Source organism: Chryseobacterium edaphi (genome assembly GCF_025628985.1).
Classification (GTDB): domain Bacteria; phylum Bacteroidota; class Bacteroidia; order Flavobacteriales; family Weeksellaceae; genus Chryseobacterium; species Chryseobacterium edaphi.
The window spans coordinates 545,931-562,777 of the sequence record NZ_JAOTEM010000002.1 but is presented as its reverse complement, the minus strand read 5'-3'; the positions used below and the strand labels follow the sequence as shown (position 1 = coordinate 562,777).

The following is a 16,847-nucleotide window of genomic DNA, read 5'->3' as shown; positions in this document are numbered from 1 at the left end:
AATTCACAATTTTAAACACAAATGAATTAGTGTCATAGTGAAAAAAATTAGTGCTATTCGTGTTTAGTCAACAAAAAACCTCAACTGCAAAAACACTTGAGGTCAATTATATAATTTAATCTAAATTATTTCTTCTCAGCAACTTTTGCAGCACTGTCAAAAATCTTTTCTAAAATTTTCAAAGTAATCAGATAAGTTGGTTTTACTCCTGTCAGTCCCAAACCTCCGGAAGAAAGTGTACTTCCTGTTTCCAAAGGATTATCTGAAGCATAATAGGCGTAGCAAACAAAAAGATCAGGTGTGATATGATGTCTGATTTTTGAAGCCACCTGAATTGCTTTCTGATAATGCGCTCCTTCCATTTCAAGACCGATTGCCTTCCAAGAAGTGTTCATAAAATAGGACAGAATATCTCTGTTTTGAAGTGAAGTTCCCAAAACGGTAATCATTGTTCCTTCGAAAGCTTTTAATTCATCATCATTAAAATCTTCAAGCTTCAAAGCATTTTCAAAAGGATAATTATCTGCCGTTCCTTCAAAAATATGAGAAGTCGGGATCATGATGTCGCCTTTTCCACCATTCAAAATACCTGCTTTACCCATAATGGAAACAGATTTTACTTTCATCATATAGACTTCACCTTTCTGCTCGAATGGTCTTAATAATTCATCCATTACTTCAAAAGCCTGCTCGCCAAATGCGTAATCAAAGACTAAAACGACATCATCTCCTTTGAACTTTGCATCGCTGAAAGGCGTATTTTTAAGATCAATTTTACCTAAATCGATGATCTGAACGTCGATATTACTTCCGCTTTTATCATCAATATAAATCAAACCTTCATCCAAAGCGTATTTTAAAACTTTGTCACGAAGATCTTTTTTATTTGAAATTTCCTGGTAAAGTTTATAATCTACATCTTTCGTCTGTTTTTTCTTTAATGCATCGTTTGCGTACAACATATTTTTCACAGAATGCATATTTGCAGAAATAATGTGCAGGGGACGCATATGAAGATCATTTGCAAATAAAACTTCTTTCACTTTGTTGGCCCATTTTTCACCAAAATAATGATGCCCTACTCTTTCCTTTAAAATAGCACTGAAATGTATTTCTCTTTCTCTGCTTTGTTTAGCATCTTCAAGACTTGCTTTTCCGAGATTGTAAATGATTTTGAATAAACGATCCGGATTATCATCGTCTCCGAAAGAATTGTATGCATTTAATGTTTCGTCAAAAGTTCTTCCTATTAAAGAAGACAAATGAATCAAGGCAACTTCTTTTTCTCTTCTGCTGTATTTCTTCTCGCCTTTCACTACTTCTTCGATGATTTTAAAGGCGCGTGTCGGCTTCCAGTTCTCATCCTGAATGAAAGCAAGATTTCTGATTTTATCTGCTTCTATAAATAAAAAGGTCAAGTGGGTAAGAATATCATAGATTTCCGAACGCCCCAAAAGAACTTCGATGTTCATCTGGTGTTCGTCGATTCTATAACAGTTTCTTCTTCTTTTCTTGGGAACAATAGGCTCGAAACTTCCTTTATCAAAACCCTCATCCGAAGTAAGATGAATAAAAGCACATTCTTCAATACCTTCAGGAAGCCTGTCTAAAACATACATTAAACCATCAAGCTCCAATTTGCTTGGAACATTCATGGTACCGTAAATTTCGGGATTAATGATTTTTAACAAACTTCTAATGCTTTCTCCAGAAACTCCACCCGGCTTGAAAAAACCTCTATAAAACAGATGTCTCATAGATATGTATAGTCTTTCAATTGCCTCGGTAGTCTCTCTTGCTCTAGAATTTGTCATATATTAAATTTTTTATAAAAAGTCTACTAAGTTACGGAAAATAAATCAAATGCTTTAAAGCATTCAAAACCAACAAATTACAATTTTTAAACTTTAAGACGGTTAGTTTTTCAATTTTGATTTTAAAATTAATATATTCGATAAAAACACAGAAGAATCATAGAATAAGTTTTCGTCATATTAGAAGAAATTTATTATCCTTATATATAATAGCTTTTTTTAAATTAAATCCAAACCATAATTGTCCATTGAAATTCATTCACTCTATTATAATGCTTAATTTTATTTAAAAAAATGATCAAAATAAAAATAACCCCTAAAATTTTAGGGTAAAAATAATTTCAATCTATTTTTTTTGTAAATTTGCCCCATAAAATTCAACACTATATGTCAACTTTAAGATTTAAAGCTTTAGAAACTTTACCATTCAAGGACTTTAGAAAAGATAATTCAGTGGAAATTCCTGCTAAATTATCAGAATTATTTTGTGAAAATGTATTCTCTGAGAACACAATGAGAGAATACTTGACAAAAGAAGCATTCCAATCTATAATGGATGCTATTAAAAAAGGCACAAAAATCCAGAGACTGATTGCAGATCAGGTAGCAGTAGCTATGAAAGATTGGGCAATGAGCAAAGGTGTCACTCATTACACTCACTGGTTTCAGCCACTGACAGGAAGCACTGCAGAAAAACACGATTCGTTCTTCACTCCAATCGAAGGAGGTAGAGCAATCGAAAGATTCAGCGGAAACCTATTGATTCAGCAAGAGCCGGATGCATCATCTTTCCCGAACGGTGGAATCAGAAACACGTTTGAAGCAAGAGGTTATACAGCATGGGATCCTACTTCTCCAGCATTTATTATGGGAACAACTTTATGTATCCCTTCAATCTTTATCTCTTACACAGGAGAAACTTTAGATTACAAAGCACCTTTATTGAGAGCTTTGCATGCTGTAGACGAAGCTGCGACCAACGTAATGCAGTATTTCGACAAAAATGTAACGAAAGTAACTCCTACTTTAGGTTGGGAGCAAGAATATTTCCTGGTTGATTCAGCATTGTATCAATCCCGTCCGGATCTGGTTTTAACAGGTAAAACTTTATTAGGACACTCTCCTGCAAAAGGACAGCAGTTGGATGACCATTATTTTGGCTCGATTCCTACAAGAGTCATGAACTTCATGAAAGAACTGGAAGTTGAATGTATGAAATTGGGTATTCCGGTTACTACAAGACACAACGAAGTGGCTCCAAACCAATTTGAGCTGGCTCCAATGTTTGAAGAAGTAAACGTTGCAGTTGACCACAACTCTTTATTGATGGATGTTATGGCAAGAATTGCTCACAGACACCATTTTCACATTTTATTCCACGAAAAACCTTTCGCAGGTGTAAACGGAAGTGGGAAACACAACAACTGGTCTTTGGCAACTGATACTGGTGAAAACCTTTTGAGCCCGGGAAAAAACCCTAAGAAAAACTTACAATTCTTAACATTCTTCGTGAACACCATCAAAGCTGTTCATGAATATGCAGATCTTTTAAGAGCAAGCATCGCTTCTGCAAGCAATGACCACAGACTGGGTGCAAACGAAGCTCCACCAGCAATTATTTCTGTATTTATCGGAAGTCAACTGTTCAGAGTTTTGGAAGAGCTTGAAAAAGTAACAGAAGGGAAACTTTCACCAGACGAAAAAACAGATTTAAAACTAAATGTTGTTGGAAAAATACCTGAGATTTTGTTGGATAATACTGACAGAAACAGAACTTCTCCATTTGCATTTACAGGAAATAAATTTGAAATCAGAGCAGTAGGTTCTTCTGCAAACTGTGCAGAATCTATGACCGTAATGAACACGATTGCTGCAAAACAATTGGGTGACTTCAAAAAAGAAGTGGATGCCTTAATTGAAACAGGTCTTAAGAAAGATGAAGCGATCTTCAATGTATTGAGAGAATACATCAAGCAGTGTAAAAACATCATGTTTGAAGGAGACGGATATTCTGATGACTGGGCTGTAGAAGCTGAAAAAAGAGGTCTAAACAACTTAAAAACTACTCCTGAAGCATTGAAGCAGGAAATGGATGAGAAATTCGTGAATCTTTACGAAGAGATGGGAATTTTCACTCACAGAGAAGTTGAAGCAAGAAACGAAATCAAACTAGAAAAATATTCAACAGTTATTGATATTGAAGCAAGAGTATTAAGTGATATCGCAAGAAACCACATTATACCTTCAGCTTTAAATTATCAGAACAGATTGATTGAAAACGTAAGAGGTCTTAAAGAAATTTTTGATGATAAAGAATTCAAAACTCTTGCTAAAGAGCAGATGAGTTTAATCACTCAGATTTCCGGGAACATCTCAAAAATCAAGTTGGGTGTTGAAGATCTTATGAAAGCGAGAGAAGATGCGAAAGCAACGTCTGAAAGCCAAGAGCAGGCAGAATTATACTGCACAAACGTAATTCCATTATTTGATCCGATCAGAGAAGCTTCTGACGATCTTGAAATGATGGTAGATGATGAGCTTTGGCCAATGACGAAATATAGAGAAATGTTATTTACAAGATAACATCTGTAAAGTTCCATATTAGTGAAGGTTCCCTGTTTTTCAGGGAACTTTTTTTATGCTTTTTTAACAGCTAATCTTTAGAATTTCAGTTTTAAAGAACATTGATTGATAAAGGAAAACAGATATATTATGTTAAAAAATCTTAATAAAAAAAACCGCATGATCACCAAAATAGGGACGTAGCGGCTTATTTTTCTTTAACATACTTGAGCAGGATGTTAAAATGTGTTAAAACGACAACATGATAATAATCATACCGAGGCTGTCTTATCTGGAATATCTACTTTTGTATTGCTTTAGAGAAATAAATATTCCTTTTTAACACGGATAATAAAAAATATATGAAGAAAAGAGTTTTGTTTTATTTGGTTGCTTTCGTTTCTACAATATCACTACAATCATGCGTTACTAATTACGTAGTTTCAAAACCGGCAACTTACACTAAAGAATACAAAACAGATGCCAAACTTGCTGCAATAGATACCAAGATGGAGAATGATAAAAAGTTGTTAATCAACTCTTTCATCTCTGAAAAAACAGTGGCAATCGCAAACGCAAAAAATTCTTTAAAAAATTCTGAAATCGCAAAAGCGATTAAACATAATAAGACTATTGATAATATTTTAACAGAAGCTCAGACTTACTTGGGAACTCCTTACAGATACGGAGGAACTACAAGAAACGGGATCGACTGTTCAGCATTTGTATTATCAGTATTCGGAGCAGCAGCAGGACTTACATTACCAAGAGTTGCAGCATCTCAATCTCAGGAAGGAGAATCAATCGACAAAGAAAACCTTCAGAAAGGAGACTTAATTTTCTTCTCTCACGGAAAAAGAATTTCTCACGTAGGAATTGTAGAAGATGTAACTGAAGAAGGAGAAGTAAAATTCATTCACGCAGCCACTTCAAAAGGAGTAATGATCTCTTCACTGAATGATTCTTATTGGGGACCAAAATTCAGGTTTGCCAAAAGAGTGATCAATGAGAACGGAGAAAGCTACAACAATTTAGCCTCTACTAGTTTTTAGTTTTAAATAATTGATTTATATAAATGAAGCCATCAAAATTTGATGGCTTTTGTTTTTTGCTTTAATTCAAATACGATTCTAAAAATTACATATCCTCTTTGTCATTTCGTAGGAATCTCAACATCAATTTGCAATTCGACTTTAGATTCCTGCGGAATGACAAACTGAGAGTGAAAAATTTTGAAAGATAACTTTCCAGAAGTTCATTAAAATCAGCTATTCTTATCAATTTCTATATCAAATCTACGAAGTAGTCCATGAATTTCTGAAAGGGAAAATTTGGTCTTCTTTAACCTGTTAGAATCAGGATTGATGGTGTAATTGAAAGATGTTCTCAAATCTGCTTTTTCCAAATTGGTTCTTTCGAATGTAGCACCGCTGAAATCACAGTTTGAAAATATTGAATTCGACAAATCACATTCAGCAAAATCTACTTCAATTAATTTACAATTTTTAAATACAGTTCTTTTGATTGTCGTTTTATAAAAAACAGAATTATTTAAAGCACATCCTTCAAATCTGAAAGACATTCCAAACTCATTACAGTCGTCGAAATGCATCCCGAACATTTTGCAGTCCTTAAAAATTACATCCCGAAAAGCTGTTCCTATCAATTTGGTCATGCTTAAATTACAGTCAACAAACTCGCAATCTGTAAATTTAAACTGGGAAAGATCAGCGTATTCAAAATTGCAGTTCTGAAATGTACAATTTTCGTATTCACCAATCTGCAAATGTGATTCAACAAAATTTAATTGAGTATAATTTTGATCTGAGACGTAAGCTTCACTCATAAAATTTTACGATTGTATTTAGATAAAAATATTAGAAATTTTTCTCTCGCTGATTTGGCAGATTGCGCAGATATTTGCTTAAAAGAATTTAGGAAATTGATAGAATTTAGATGAAAATACTGTAAACTTCCATCACCCAACTTCTAACTTTCAGCTCTTCTACACCAAACTGTTTTTATCAGCATAATTAAGCTTAAAGAAAATAAAAGTCATCATAGAAAAGGCGAGCAATGAACTTCCTCCATAACTGAAATATGGTAACGGAATACCAACGGTCGGAAATAACCCCATAACCATCCCTAAATTGATAGAAAAGTGCATCAAAAGGATAGAAGCAAACGAGTACCCAAAAACCCTGTTAAAAGCTGACTTTTGCTGCTCTGCAAGATAATATATTCTCCCAATGAAAACCATGTAGCACAATACTAAAACTGTACTTCCCACAAAGCCCCATTCTTCACCAACAGTACAGAAAATATAATCGGTCTCCTGCTCAGGAACGAATTTCCCTTGAGTCACTGATCCTTCACGATACCCTTTCCCCCACATTCCTCCTGAACCAATGGCGGTTTTGGAGTAGAGTAAATTATAACCGGAAGTATCTCTAAAAGCTTTTTCACCTTTATATAAAACCTCGATTCTTTCTCTCTGGTGTTTTGGCATTTTTTCAAGAATATAGGGTGTTCCAAAAGAAATCAACGAAAGAAATAAAATTACGGATACCACAGAAACAATTGAAATAATATCTATGGAATCTTTAAAAGCTTTAATTATCAGGAAAATTCCACCCATAATTACAATCCCCATTAAGATAAATGGATTAAAAATCAAGGCAAAATAACTAATTACAAGAACTACAATAATGCCTAAAATAATAAGTAAATCTAACGAAAGTCTAAGCATTGAAATGGCAATTGCAATCTCTGCAATCAATATCATAAATAATATTACATACAAAGGTGGCAAAGCAATTGACGTTAGGAAAACAGCCGCCAATGTAAATCCAATACCAAACAACCATCCGCTTAAACCTTCACGGTATAATGCAATAAAAAATGCCGTAAAAACCAGCAACGATCCCACATCGGGAATTGCCAAAACCACAACGGCAGGAATGCCGACAATTGCAAGAGTTGTTAAAAGTGATTTCCTGTTTTTTAAATTATATTCGGGTCCTGAAACGTAATTGGCAAGCATTAATGCAACACCTATTTTTGCAAACTCTACAGGCTGCATCGTAAAACTTCCAAATTTATACCAGTTTTTTTGTCCTAAAATCTCCTTTCCGAAGGGAAACAGTCCGATTAATAATAAAACCCCACCGATATAAATTATTCCGGACATATTTTCGAAAAACTTACTACGGCTGAAAAAAATAATCAACCCAACAAATATAGAAATCCCGAAAAAGATTAATTGCTTTTTACCTAAACCTTCATCAACACTGTAAATATTGGCAATAGCAAAAATGCAAAGCAAGAAATACAATCCTAAACCTAATTTATCTATTCCTTCTGTCCACTTCATTGCTTCACAGGTTTTTTAGGTTCAACTTTCTTCTTGGCTTCTAATTTTTCTTTTGCTTTTTTAATAAGATTTAAGCTATCCTGTATTCTTTTAAGTTTAATAGAATCTGGTTTTGGCTCTTTATATAATCCTTTTCTTTTCAGATCGGCAACCCACTGTCTTTTATATTCAGGCATAAAACTCGAAGTAATCATCTTTTTATAAAGATGTTCCCTTTTAAGATCTCCCGTAATATATTTTTCGGCAATTACAGTACAGGCAGGACCTGCCCAAGTTGCACCAAATCCGGCATGTTCCATTACAGCAACGACTACAATTTTCGGTTTATCAGCAGGAGCAATTAAAACAAAAATAGAGTTATCTTTTCCTTGAGGAACCTGCGCAGTTCCTGTCTTTGCCAATTGAGTGAAATCTTTAGACATTAATCCTCTTGCTGTTCCTCTCAAAACCACAGCTTCCATTCCCTTTAGAACTGGTCCAAAGTGTTTTGCGTCGACTAAAGTTTGATGTTTGACCTTAAATCTAGGATCAGGATTTGGTTTTCCGTCAATCGACTTTACGATATGTGGTGTGTAATACCACCCTCTGTTGGCAATTGCGCTTACATAATTTGCTAACTGAATTGGTGTTACCAAAACATCACCCTGTCCCATTCCGTTGTAGATGGCTCCGGTTGACATTTCGTCCCAGCTTTTATAATTGTCTTTCTTAGAACCGTTTGCCTTAATAATTGCTTTAAATCTCTTTTCGTAAAAATCACCGGAAGGAATTCTGCCTTTTGCACCAACTGCAAAATCATTATTTAAGAATTCACCAACTCCGAAGCTGCTCATGATTTTTTTCCATTCGTCAACACCTTTCGATGGATTTCCGGGATATTTTTTAATAATAGCAATAAATGCATACGTGAAAAAACAGTTACTAGAAACCTGAATAGAAGGAATCAACGGATCTGCTCCACCATGACCTTTTATTCTTTTTCCTTTGTAATAAAAACCGCCGCCACAAGGGAAAATCGTATTTTCATCCATTACTCCCATTTGCATAGCAGCTAAAGCGGTCAGCAATTTGAAAGTCGAACCAGGAGGATAACCTGCCTGTAAAGACCGGTCAAACGTAGGTTTGTTTTCGTAAATTGTATCTTTTGAAAGTGCATATAAATTTTTAGACTTATTAGGTCCCGTGAAAAGATTGGGATCGATATCCGGTCCGGTTGCAGCAACTAAAACTTCTCCGTTATTCGGATCAATAGCAACAATAGCACCGTGCTTATCGATCATCATTTCTTCGGCCATTCTCTGCAGATCGTAATCAATCGTTAAAGTAATATCTTTTCCTGTAATCACATCACGATCTAAAGTTCCGTTTTTATAAGGACCTACATTTCGGAGTTTAATATCTTTCTGAATATATTTGATTCCTTTTACACCCCGCAGTTCTTTTTCGTAAGACTTTTCAATTCCTGTTTTTCCGATGAGGTCTCCCGGAAGATAATAGGTAGAATCTTTTTTGATCTCTCTGTCGTTGACTTCACTTGTGTAGCCCAAAAGGTTTCCTGATGTGGAAACTTCATACTGCCTCTGCGGACGCTGAACAATACTGAAAGCGGGATATTTAAATATAATTTCCTGAACTCGTGCAATTTCCTCTCTGCTCAAATCTTTGATGAAAGTCATAGGAGTCAGCTTTGAATAGTATTTTTCGCTTTTAATAAGTTTAATTCTTTTAATGAAATCATTTTTTTCAATTTTCATTAAATTACAGAAAGCAACAGTGTCAAAATCAGGTTTCATTAAAGCCTGTGTAAAAGAAATTTCATAGGCAGGCTGGTTTCCCACCATGATTTTTCCGTTGCGGTCAAAAATAACTCCACGTTGCGGAATGACATATTCGGTTTTTATCGAAGTATTGGCTGCATTCAATGCATATCTATCTGTAAATAATTGTAAATAAGAAAGTCTTGCCACAAAAATGATAGCAAGAATGATAAGAACAGATAAGATTTTTATATGGCGTGTGTTCAAACTTTCTGTTTGATTTTAAATATTAATGCGTAAACTATGATAAATATAAAAGAAATTACACTAGTTACCAACACATTAAGTAAGATTTCGAAGATTCTGCTGAATTTGAAAAACTCGATATACTGTACCAAAAGCTGATGTAAAAATATGCTTGAGAATAGGAACAGCAAAAACTGAGTCCACTGCAGTGATTGAAATGAAAAGAAATCTGTAGATGTATCTGTAGATGTTCTGAAGATCAGTGTTCTGAAATAAGCGATTACTGTAGTTGCTAAAGCGTTTATTCCCCAAGAATACAAAAATGCATCAATGGACAAACCTATTAAAAAACTTAAAGCTAAAAACTGAAATTTATTTCTAAAGAATGGATAAAACATGACAAACACCGGATATAAAACCGGAGTATACTTTCCGAAAAGCGTAATTCTGTTCAAAACAAATATCTGTAATGCAACCAGAAAAATCATGATCAAAAGATCTGTAAATAACGTCCTGCTAATCATTTTCTTTTTTTATTACAGCTTGCATCGTATCGCTAATTTTCTGAACCTCAGCTTTTTTAAGATTTTTAACTACAAAAACCTTATTTAGAGCGCCCATTTTTTCGCTTAATTCAACAGAAATATCCCAGAAACCGGTTTGGTTGTCTACAGTGTAACCTGCTACAGTACCGATCATCACACCTTTAGGAAAAATTGCTGACTTCCCGTCTGTTATGATTGTATCACCAATTTTCAAAGAAACATATTTCGGAACATCTGCCAAGTGCATCACTCTGGAATTATCTCCTCTCCAAGTCAGTGTACCAAAGTATCCTGAATTTTTTAATGCAGCATTAATTCTGATTTTATTGACACTAAGAACAGATTGTACCAATGCATAGCTATCTGTCGAGTTGATAACAATTCCGGCAATTCCTCTCGGAGCCATTACACCCATTTGAGGAAGAACACCATCGCGTTTTCCGCGGTTAATGGTAAAGTAATTATTTCTTCGGTTGATGCTGTTAAAGACAATTTCACCGTCTACGAATGTATAGATTTGTCCGCCTCCCAAAGTATCATGCACTTTTCTGAAAACCGGATTTTTAGCGCCTTGCTTACCGTACAATTCAACCATCAAGGCTTTATTCTGGGCAACAAGACCTTCGTTGGTTTGCTTTAATTTTAAATAAGAAACCCCCTCATCAATATATCCTGAAACCCAGGAGTTGAATGCCGCAGTTTGCCCCGCAAGCCAGGACTGTTGCATTGCGTTTTTAGAGAATATCAGAACAAGAGCAATAATTTGCAGGAAAATAAAGAATACAAAAAGCGCATTCTTCGAAAATAATCTCAGCAAAAATCCCATTCAGATAAAGTCGTAAAAAGTTAAAATTATTTAATTAAGAAATTGAATTTATCCATATTCTTAAGTGCGATCCCCGTTCCTCTTACAACAGCTCTCAATGGATCTTCTGCCACGAATACAGGAAGACCTGTTTTCTTGTGCAGTCTGTCTGCAAGACCTCTTAGCAAAGCACCACCACCCGCAAGATAAATACCCGTTTTATAAATATCGGCTGCCAACTCAGGAGGAGTAAGAGAAAGAGTTTCCATTACGGAATCTTCAATTCTGATAATAGATTTATCTAAAGCACGAGCGATCTCTTTATAACCAACCATAATTTCTTTTGGTTTACCGGTAATAAGATCTCTTCCCTGTACCGGAATATCATCGATATCTACATCAAGATCTTCAACCGCAGAACCAACTTCTATTTTCACTCTTTCTGCAGTTCTTTCACCAATGTAAAGATTATGATGCGTTCTTAAAAAATAAGCAATATCATTTGTAAATACATCACCTGCAATTTTCACAGATTTGTCACAAACAATACCTCCCAAAGCAACAACAGCGATCTCAGTAGTTCCACCACCTATGTCGATAATCATGTTACCTTCCGGCTTTTGAACGTCAATACCTACTCCAATTGCAGCAGCCATCGGTTCATAAATCAATCGTACTTCTTTTGCATTCACTTTTTGTGCAGAATCTCTAACCGCTCTTTTTTCAACCTCTGTAATTCCGGAAGGAATACAGATTACAATTCTTAAAGCCGGCTGAATAAACCTTCCTTTGATCCCCGGAATTTTCTTGATAAATTCTTTGATCATATGCTCAGAAGCATGGAAATCTGCGATAACTCCGTCTTTCAAAGGACGGATGGTTTTGATGTCTTCATGGGTTTTACCCTGCATATGTTTTGCTTGTTCCCCTACAGCAATCGGTCTTCCCGTAGAACGCTCAATTGCAACAATTGAAGGCTGATCTATAACAATTTTATTATTATGGATGATAAGCGTGTTGGCGGTTCCAAGGTCTATCGCAATCTCTTGCGTAAACATATCGAATAAACTCATAATTTTCTCCTTGATTTAAGTTTACAAAGATATAAATTTAAGACTACTAATGAATACTATAGTAAATATAATTTGGTTAAAATTTTATTAAATTTTGAAATTTCACTTAACCTTTTGTTTGTGATTTTTCAAGAAATTAACGACAGTAATTTATAGCTTTTCACGATAATTATCATATACAATATCTGAGGATGCTTTATTAAAAAAATTGTAATTTTGCGACTGCTTATGATACAGTATTCCAACATACATCAGACATCAAATTTCGCTGTACTTTCTGTAAGCTTTGAAAAGGCTGATGTAGAAACAAGAGGGAAATTTGCATTCTTTGATGACAATATTAAAAACTTTGTCACCCGAATTCACGATGAAGATTTAGGAGATGCTTTTGTGGTTTCCACGTGTAACAGAACCGAAATTTACACAACCTCAAACAATTACCTTTTGGTGGCGGAAGAATACTGCAAAACGATCGGAGTCAATCTCACGGATTTTTTACCGTTTGCCAATATTTTAACAAAAGAAGAAGCATTAAATCATTTATTCAGAGTTGCAGCAGGATTGGAAAGCCAGATCATCGGTGACTTTGAAATTATCGGGCAAATTAAAAAAGCCTACGCAAGATTCAAAAGAGAAAGACAGAACTCAAATCCTTATCTGGAAAGATCTATCAATTCTGCGATTCAGATTTCAAAAAGAATAAAAAATGAGACCGGAATTTCAAACGGAGCGGCTTCGGTTTCTTATGCGGCAGTTCACTATATTTTAAACAATCAGAAAAGATTGACTGAGAAAAATATTTTGCTTTTGGGAGTTGGTGAAATTGGACAGAATACTGTTGAAAATTTAGTAAAACACATTTATCAGCCTCAGATAAAAATCGCCAATCGAACCCAGGAAACTGCAGCAAAAATTTCGGAAAAATATAAAATTCCACATATTGAGTATTCCGATTTTGAAAAAGAACTGGAGCAAACAGATATTCTCATTGTAGCAACCGGAGCAAAAAATCCGATTGTCGACAAGTCTCATTTTCACAACGGAAGAGAAACTTTGGTGATTGATCTTTCGATTCCGCATAATGTTGACAAAAACGTTTCTGAACTCAGTCATGTGAATCTAATTGACGTTGATGCGCTTTCAAAACAGATCCAGGAAACCATTCAGCAAAGAGAAAAAGAAATTCCAAAAGCCGAAAAAATCATTAAGGAAATGACCAAAGACTTCCTTGAATGGGAAAAAAAGAGAAAGCTCGCGCCGAATATTCACCATTTCAAGGCGGTTCTGAAGAATATGGAACGGAACGAAATGCACAATTTTTACAGAAAAAATAAATACATAAACATCACAGACATGGAGCTTTCTGAGAAAATGATTCAGAAAATCACCAACCGTTTTGCAAAATATATCATCGATAATCCTCTAAAAGCCGAAGAAATTAGTAAATTAATGCACGAAATATTAGTTGAACAACCCAATAATGAATTCAATGAAAAGCATTAGAATAGGAACCAGGAACTCGGCACTCGCACTTTGGCAGGCAAGAGAAGTTGCAAGGCATTTACAGAATAATAATTATCTCACAGAGATTACTCCAATCGTTTCTTCAGGCGACAAAAATCTCAATCAACCACTTTATTCTTTAGGAATTACCGGTGTTTTTACAAGAGATTTGGATGTAGCTCTATTAAATGACGAAATTGATATTGCCGTACATTCGTTGAAAGATGTACCCACTCAACTACCTCACAATATCGAAATAATTGCCCATCTTGAAAGAGATTTTCCGCAAGATGTTCTTATAAGAAGAGAATCTGCGAGAGACAAAGAATTTCACGAATTAAAATTGGCAACAAGCAGTTTGAGAAGACGAGCTTTTTGGTTAAAACATTATCCAGACACTCAGTTTTTCGACATTCGTGGAAATATTCAGACGAGATTACAGAAGCTTGAAGAACAAGACTTCGATGCAACCATCCTATCTTTAGCAGGGATTAAAAGAATGAAAATGGATATCAATTACGAAATGCTTCCCGTAATGATTCCCGCTGCTTCGCAAGGTGTGATTGCTATTGCCGGACATTCTGAAAAGCCGGAAATCAACGAGATCTTACAATCAATCAACCATAAGCAAACCCAAATCTGTGTAGAAATGGAAAGGAATTTCCTAAGTACGCTTGAGGGAGGATGTACCGCTCCAATTGGTGCTTTTGCAGAAAAAATCGGAAACCAAATCCGTTTCAAAGGAGCTCTTTGTTCTCTTGACGGGAAAAACTATATCGCAATCGACGAAAGTTTTGAATATAACGAAGAAGAAAATTTCGGAGAAAAATTTGCAAACATTGTACTAGAAAACGGCGGAAGAGAATTGATGGCAGAGATTAAAACTCAGCTTTAATAATTTGAAGTTTAACGTTGATTTTTTTGAACCATTAAGATCTATTAAGGGTCTAAGTTTGGTTAAGGTAATTTCTAAAGAAATTTTTAGCAAACTTCTTAGTTTGGATTATCTAAATCTTAACATTTCTTTATATCTAAAGATTCTTAATGTTTAAATTAAATTTTTGAACTTTACAAAGCTGTTTTTAATACAAAATTTTCGAGCCGATGAAAAAACTCTTTTCCATAATCTTATTCCTACTTTTTGTTTTTACGACTAATGCACAAGCTCAGTTTGCTCAGAAGCTTTCTGATGCTGCTTTGAGTTTAACCAAAGACAAAGTGACTTACGATCCTGCTTATTACTCAATCAAATATCCCGACGGTGATGTAGCGGCAAATAAAGGTGTCTGCACAGATGTCATTATCAGAGCGTACAGAAAACTCGGAATCGATTTACAAAAAGAAGTGCATAAAGATATGAAGAAGAATTTTTCTAAATATCCTAAAAAGTTTGGCTTGAAAAAACCAGACACGAATATTGATCACAGAAGAGTTCCAAACCTGATGGTTTTCTTTGCCAAATTCGGGAAGTCAAAATCTATTGAGACCAATCCTGCACTTTATTTTCCTGGAGACATTGTTACTTGGCTACTTCCAGGAAATTTAACGCACATCGGGATTGTTGTCAATAAAAAATCTGCTGATGGAAAGAGATATCTGATTGTTCATAACATTGGTGGCGGACAAGTTATCGAAGATTGCTTGTTTAAATTTACTATTACCGGACATTATCAATATCCGAAATAATTACTCATGAAGAATCTTATCTGCATTCTATTTTTATTGATTTTAAATTTTTCTCCTGCGCAGAAAAGTGATTTTAAGATAATAAATAAACCGATCAATTATTCCGAGGAAAGAATTCGTCTCAGTTTAGAATATCTAAAAGACCATCATGGTCTGACTCAAAAAACACCTACAATTATTCCTAAAATGATTGTTCTGCATTATACAGCAGGAGGAACTGTGGAAAGTAATTTTAAATACTTCAATAAAACTTATTTAGAGAGTGCCAGAAACACTTTAAAAAAACAAAGCACACTCAACGTTTCTTCACAATACATCGTCGATCGAGACGGAACAATTTATCAACTGATGGAACCCAATCTATTTGCAAGACACACTATCGGACTCAATTATTGCGCCATCGGAATTGAAAATATCGGAAGTAAAAACCAACCGCTCACAGAAAAACAAGTTGCCGCAAACGCTCAGTTAGTGAGATCTTTAACTCAAAAATATAGAATTGAGTATCTCATCGGACATTCAGAATACGGAGTTTTCAGAAATTCAAAACTCTGGAAAGAATCCGACCCAAAATATTTCACAGGAAAAGAAGATCCAGGAAAAGATTTTATGAATAAAGTAAGATTACAGGTCGCAGATTTAAAATTAAAAGAAAAACCAAGTAATTAATAGGATAAAAACTTTGTGTGCTTTGCTGAGTAGAACGACTTCGCGAACTTAAAAACAGTTAGTAGTAAAAAAAATCTTAGCGTCCTTTGCGTTTAAAAATTTTATTCTTATTTAAAGAAAAATGAAAATTTTATTTACCAAAAACATAGATTCCGAAATACTTTCCAAAGAATTGGGAAATGATATTTCAACCGAATGTGTTGAGGTGATTAAAATAGAAAATATAAAAATTGAAGCATTTGACTTAAAAAACTACTCCTTGATTTTTACAAGCTTAAATGGCGTGAAATCTTTTTTTGAGAATCAATTTAAACCAAACGAAGATTTCGCTGCAAAAAACTACAACAAAATCTACTGCGTAGGAGAAAAAACAAAGAGAGAACTCCGAAAAAATGGTTTTGGAACTTTTAAAGTTTTAAAAAACGCTGCCACGCTTTCAAAATTTATTATTGAAAATTGTTCAGAGGAAAAATTCATCCATTTCTGCGGAAATCTAGCAATCGATGTTTTAGATAAAAAACTTCCTCTTCAAAATATTAGCTACAAAAAAGTCACTGTTTACAATACGGAAGAACTTAATCCTGTGATACATGAAAAATATCATGCAATAGTTTTTTTTAGCCCAAGTGGAGTTCGTAGTTTTGCGAAAAATAATTCTTTGGAAAATACGGTTCTATTTTCGATTGGAGAAACCACTTCGAAAGAGTTAAGAAAATATACAAAAGCAGAGATTTTTACAAGTAAAAAAAATACTTTATCAAACCTGTTGCTGGTTATCAAAGATAATTTAAAGAATATTTAATTTAAATCAATC

General features: G+C 34.5%; 14 protein-coding genes. 7 read left to right on the top strand and 7 right to left on the bottom strand.

Annotated features, from left to right (window positions below; all coding sequences use genetic code 11):
- Positions 1 to 125: 125 nt before the first annotated feature.
- Positions 126 to 1,814, bottom strand: a complete 1,689-nt coding sequence (locus tag NZ698_RS10880; protein WP_263003132.1) for a DUF6909 family protein — start codon at positions 1,812 to 1,814, stop codon at positions 126 to 128.
- A 387-nt stretch (positions 1,815 to 2,201) separates the two neighbouring features.
- Here NZ698_RS10880 and NZ698_RS10875 point away from each other — a divergent pair, with 387 nt between their 5' ends.
- Both NZ698_RS10875 and NZ698_RS10870 read left to right on the top strand, forming a co-directional pair.
- Positions 2,202 to 4,397, top strand: coding sequence for a glutamine synthetase III family protein (locus tag NZ698_RS10875; protein ID WP_263003131.1), 2,196 nt, complete (start codon positions 2,202 to 2,204; stop codon positions 4,395 to 4,397).
- A 341-nt stretch (positions 4,398 to 4,738) separates the two neighbouring features.
- Complete coding sequence (locus NZ698_RS10870) at positions 4,739 to 5,428, top strand: C40 family peptidase (protein ID WP_263003130.1); 690 nt, start codon at positions 4,739 to 4,741, stop codon at positions 5,426 to 5,428.
- A 212-nt stretch (positions 5,429 to 5,640) separates the two neighbouring features.
- Here the strand turns inward: NZ698_RS10870 and NZ698_RS10865 are convergent, their stop codons facing one another.
- The 6 genes from NZ698_RS10865 to NZ698_RS10840 form a co-directional block, all read right to left on the bottom strand.
- Complete coding sequence (locus NZ698_RS10865) at positions 5,641 to 6,222, bottom strand: pentapeptide repeat-containing protein (protein ID WP_263003129.1); 582 nt, start codon at positions 6,220 to 6,222, stop codon at positions 5,641 to 5,643.
- Positions 6,223 to 6,381: 159 nt separating this feature from the next.
- Positions 6,382 to 7,749 (bottom strand): rod shape-determining protein RodA, encoded by a 1,368-nt coding sequence (gene rodA, locus NZ698_RS10860; RefSeq protein WP_263003128.1) that lies wholly within the window; start codon positions 7,747 to 7,749, stop codon positions 6,382 to 6,384.
- Positions 7,746 to 9,773, bottom strand: coding sequence for a penicillin-binding transpeptidase domain-containing protein (locus NZ698_RS10855; protein WP_263003127.1), 2,028 nt, complete (start codon positions 9,771 to 9,773; stop codon positions 7,746 to 7,748). The genes rodA and NZ698_RS10855 overlap by 4 nt, the downstream gene beginning before the upstream one ends.
- On the bottom strand, positions 9,770 to 10,276 hold the full coding sequence (locus NZ698_RS10850) for a rod shape-determining protein MreD (RefSeq protein ID WP_263003126.1): 507 nt from the start codon (positions 10,274 to 10,276) through the stop codon (positions 9,770 to 9,772). Before NZ698_RS10850 ends, NZ698_RS10855 begins: the two co-directional genes overlap by 4 nt.
- Entirely contained in the window at positions 10,269 to 11,123 is an 855-nt protein-coding gene (mreC, locus tag NZ698_RS10845) for a rod shape-determining protein MreC (RefSeq protein ID WP_263003125.1), read from the bottom strand. Before mreC ends, NZ698_RS10850 begins: the two co-directional genes overlap by 8 nt.
- Positions 11,124 to 11,149: 26 nt before the next feature.
- Complete coding sequence (locus tag NZ698_RS10840; protein WP_050378070.1) at positions 11,150 to 12,175, bottom strand: rod shape-determining protein; 1,026 nt, start codon at positions 12,173 to 12,175, stop codon at positions 11,150 to 11,152.
- A 228-nt stretch (positions 12,176 to 12,403) separates the two neighbouring features.
- On the opposite strand from NZ698_RS10840, the gene hemA reads away from it, so the two are divergent.
- The 5 genes from hemA (at position 12,404) to NZ698_RS10815 (ending at position 16,835) form a co-directional block, all read left to right on the top strand.
- Positions 12,404 to 13,678 carry a glutamyl-tRNA reductase gene (gene hemA, locus NZ698_RS10835; protein ID WP_263003124.1) on the top strand — a complete coding sequence of 425 codons (1,275 nt, stop codon included), beginning with the start codon at positions 12,404 to 12,406 and terminating at the stop codon, positions 13,676 to 13,678.
- Complete coding sequence (gene hemC / locus NZ698_RS10830; protein ID WP_263003123.1) at positions 13,665 to 14,573, top strand: hydroxymethylbilane synthase; 909 nt, start codon at positions 13,665 to 13,667, stop codon at positions 14,571 to 14,573. The genes hemA and hemC overlap by 14 nt, the downstream gene beginning before the upstream one ends.
- A gap of 209 nt (positions 14,574 to 14,782) precedes the next feature.
- Positions 14,783 to 15,364, top strand: a complete 582-nt coding sequence (locus tag NZ698_RS10825; RefSeq protein ID WP_263003122.1) for a DUF1287 domain-containing protein — start codon at positions 14,783 to 14,785, stop codon at positions 15,362 to 15,364.
- Between the two features lie 6 nt (positions 15,365 to 15,370).
- Complete coding sequence (locus NZ698_RS10820) at positions 15,371 to 16,033, top strand: N-acetylmuramoyl-L-alanine amidase (protein ID WP_263003121.1); 663 nt, start codon at positions 15,371 to 15,373, stop codon at positions 16,031 to 16,033.
- 121 nt (positions 16,034 to 16,154) lie between these two features.
- Entirely contained in the window at positions 16,155 to 16,835 is a 681-nt protein-coding gene (locus NZ698_RS10815) for a uroporphyrinogen-III synthase (protein ID WP_263003120.1), read from the top strand.
- Positions 16,836 to 16,847 lie beyond the last annotated feature (12 nt).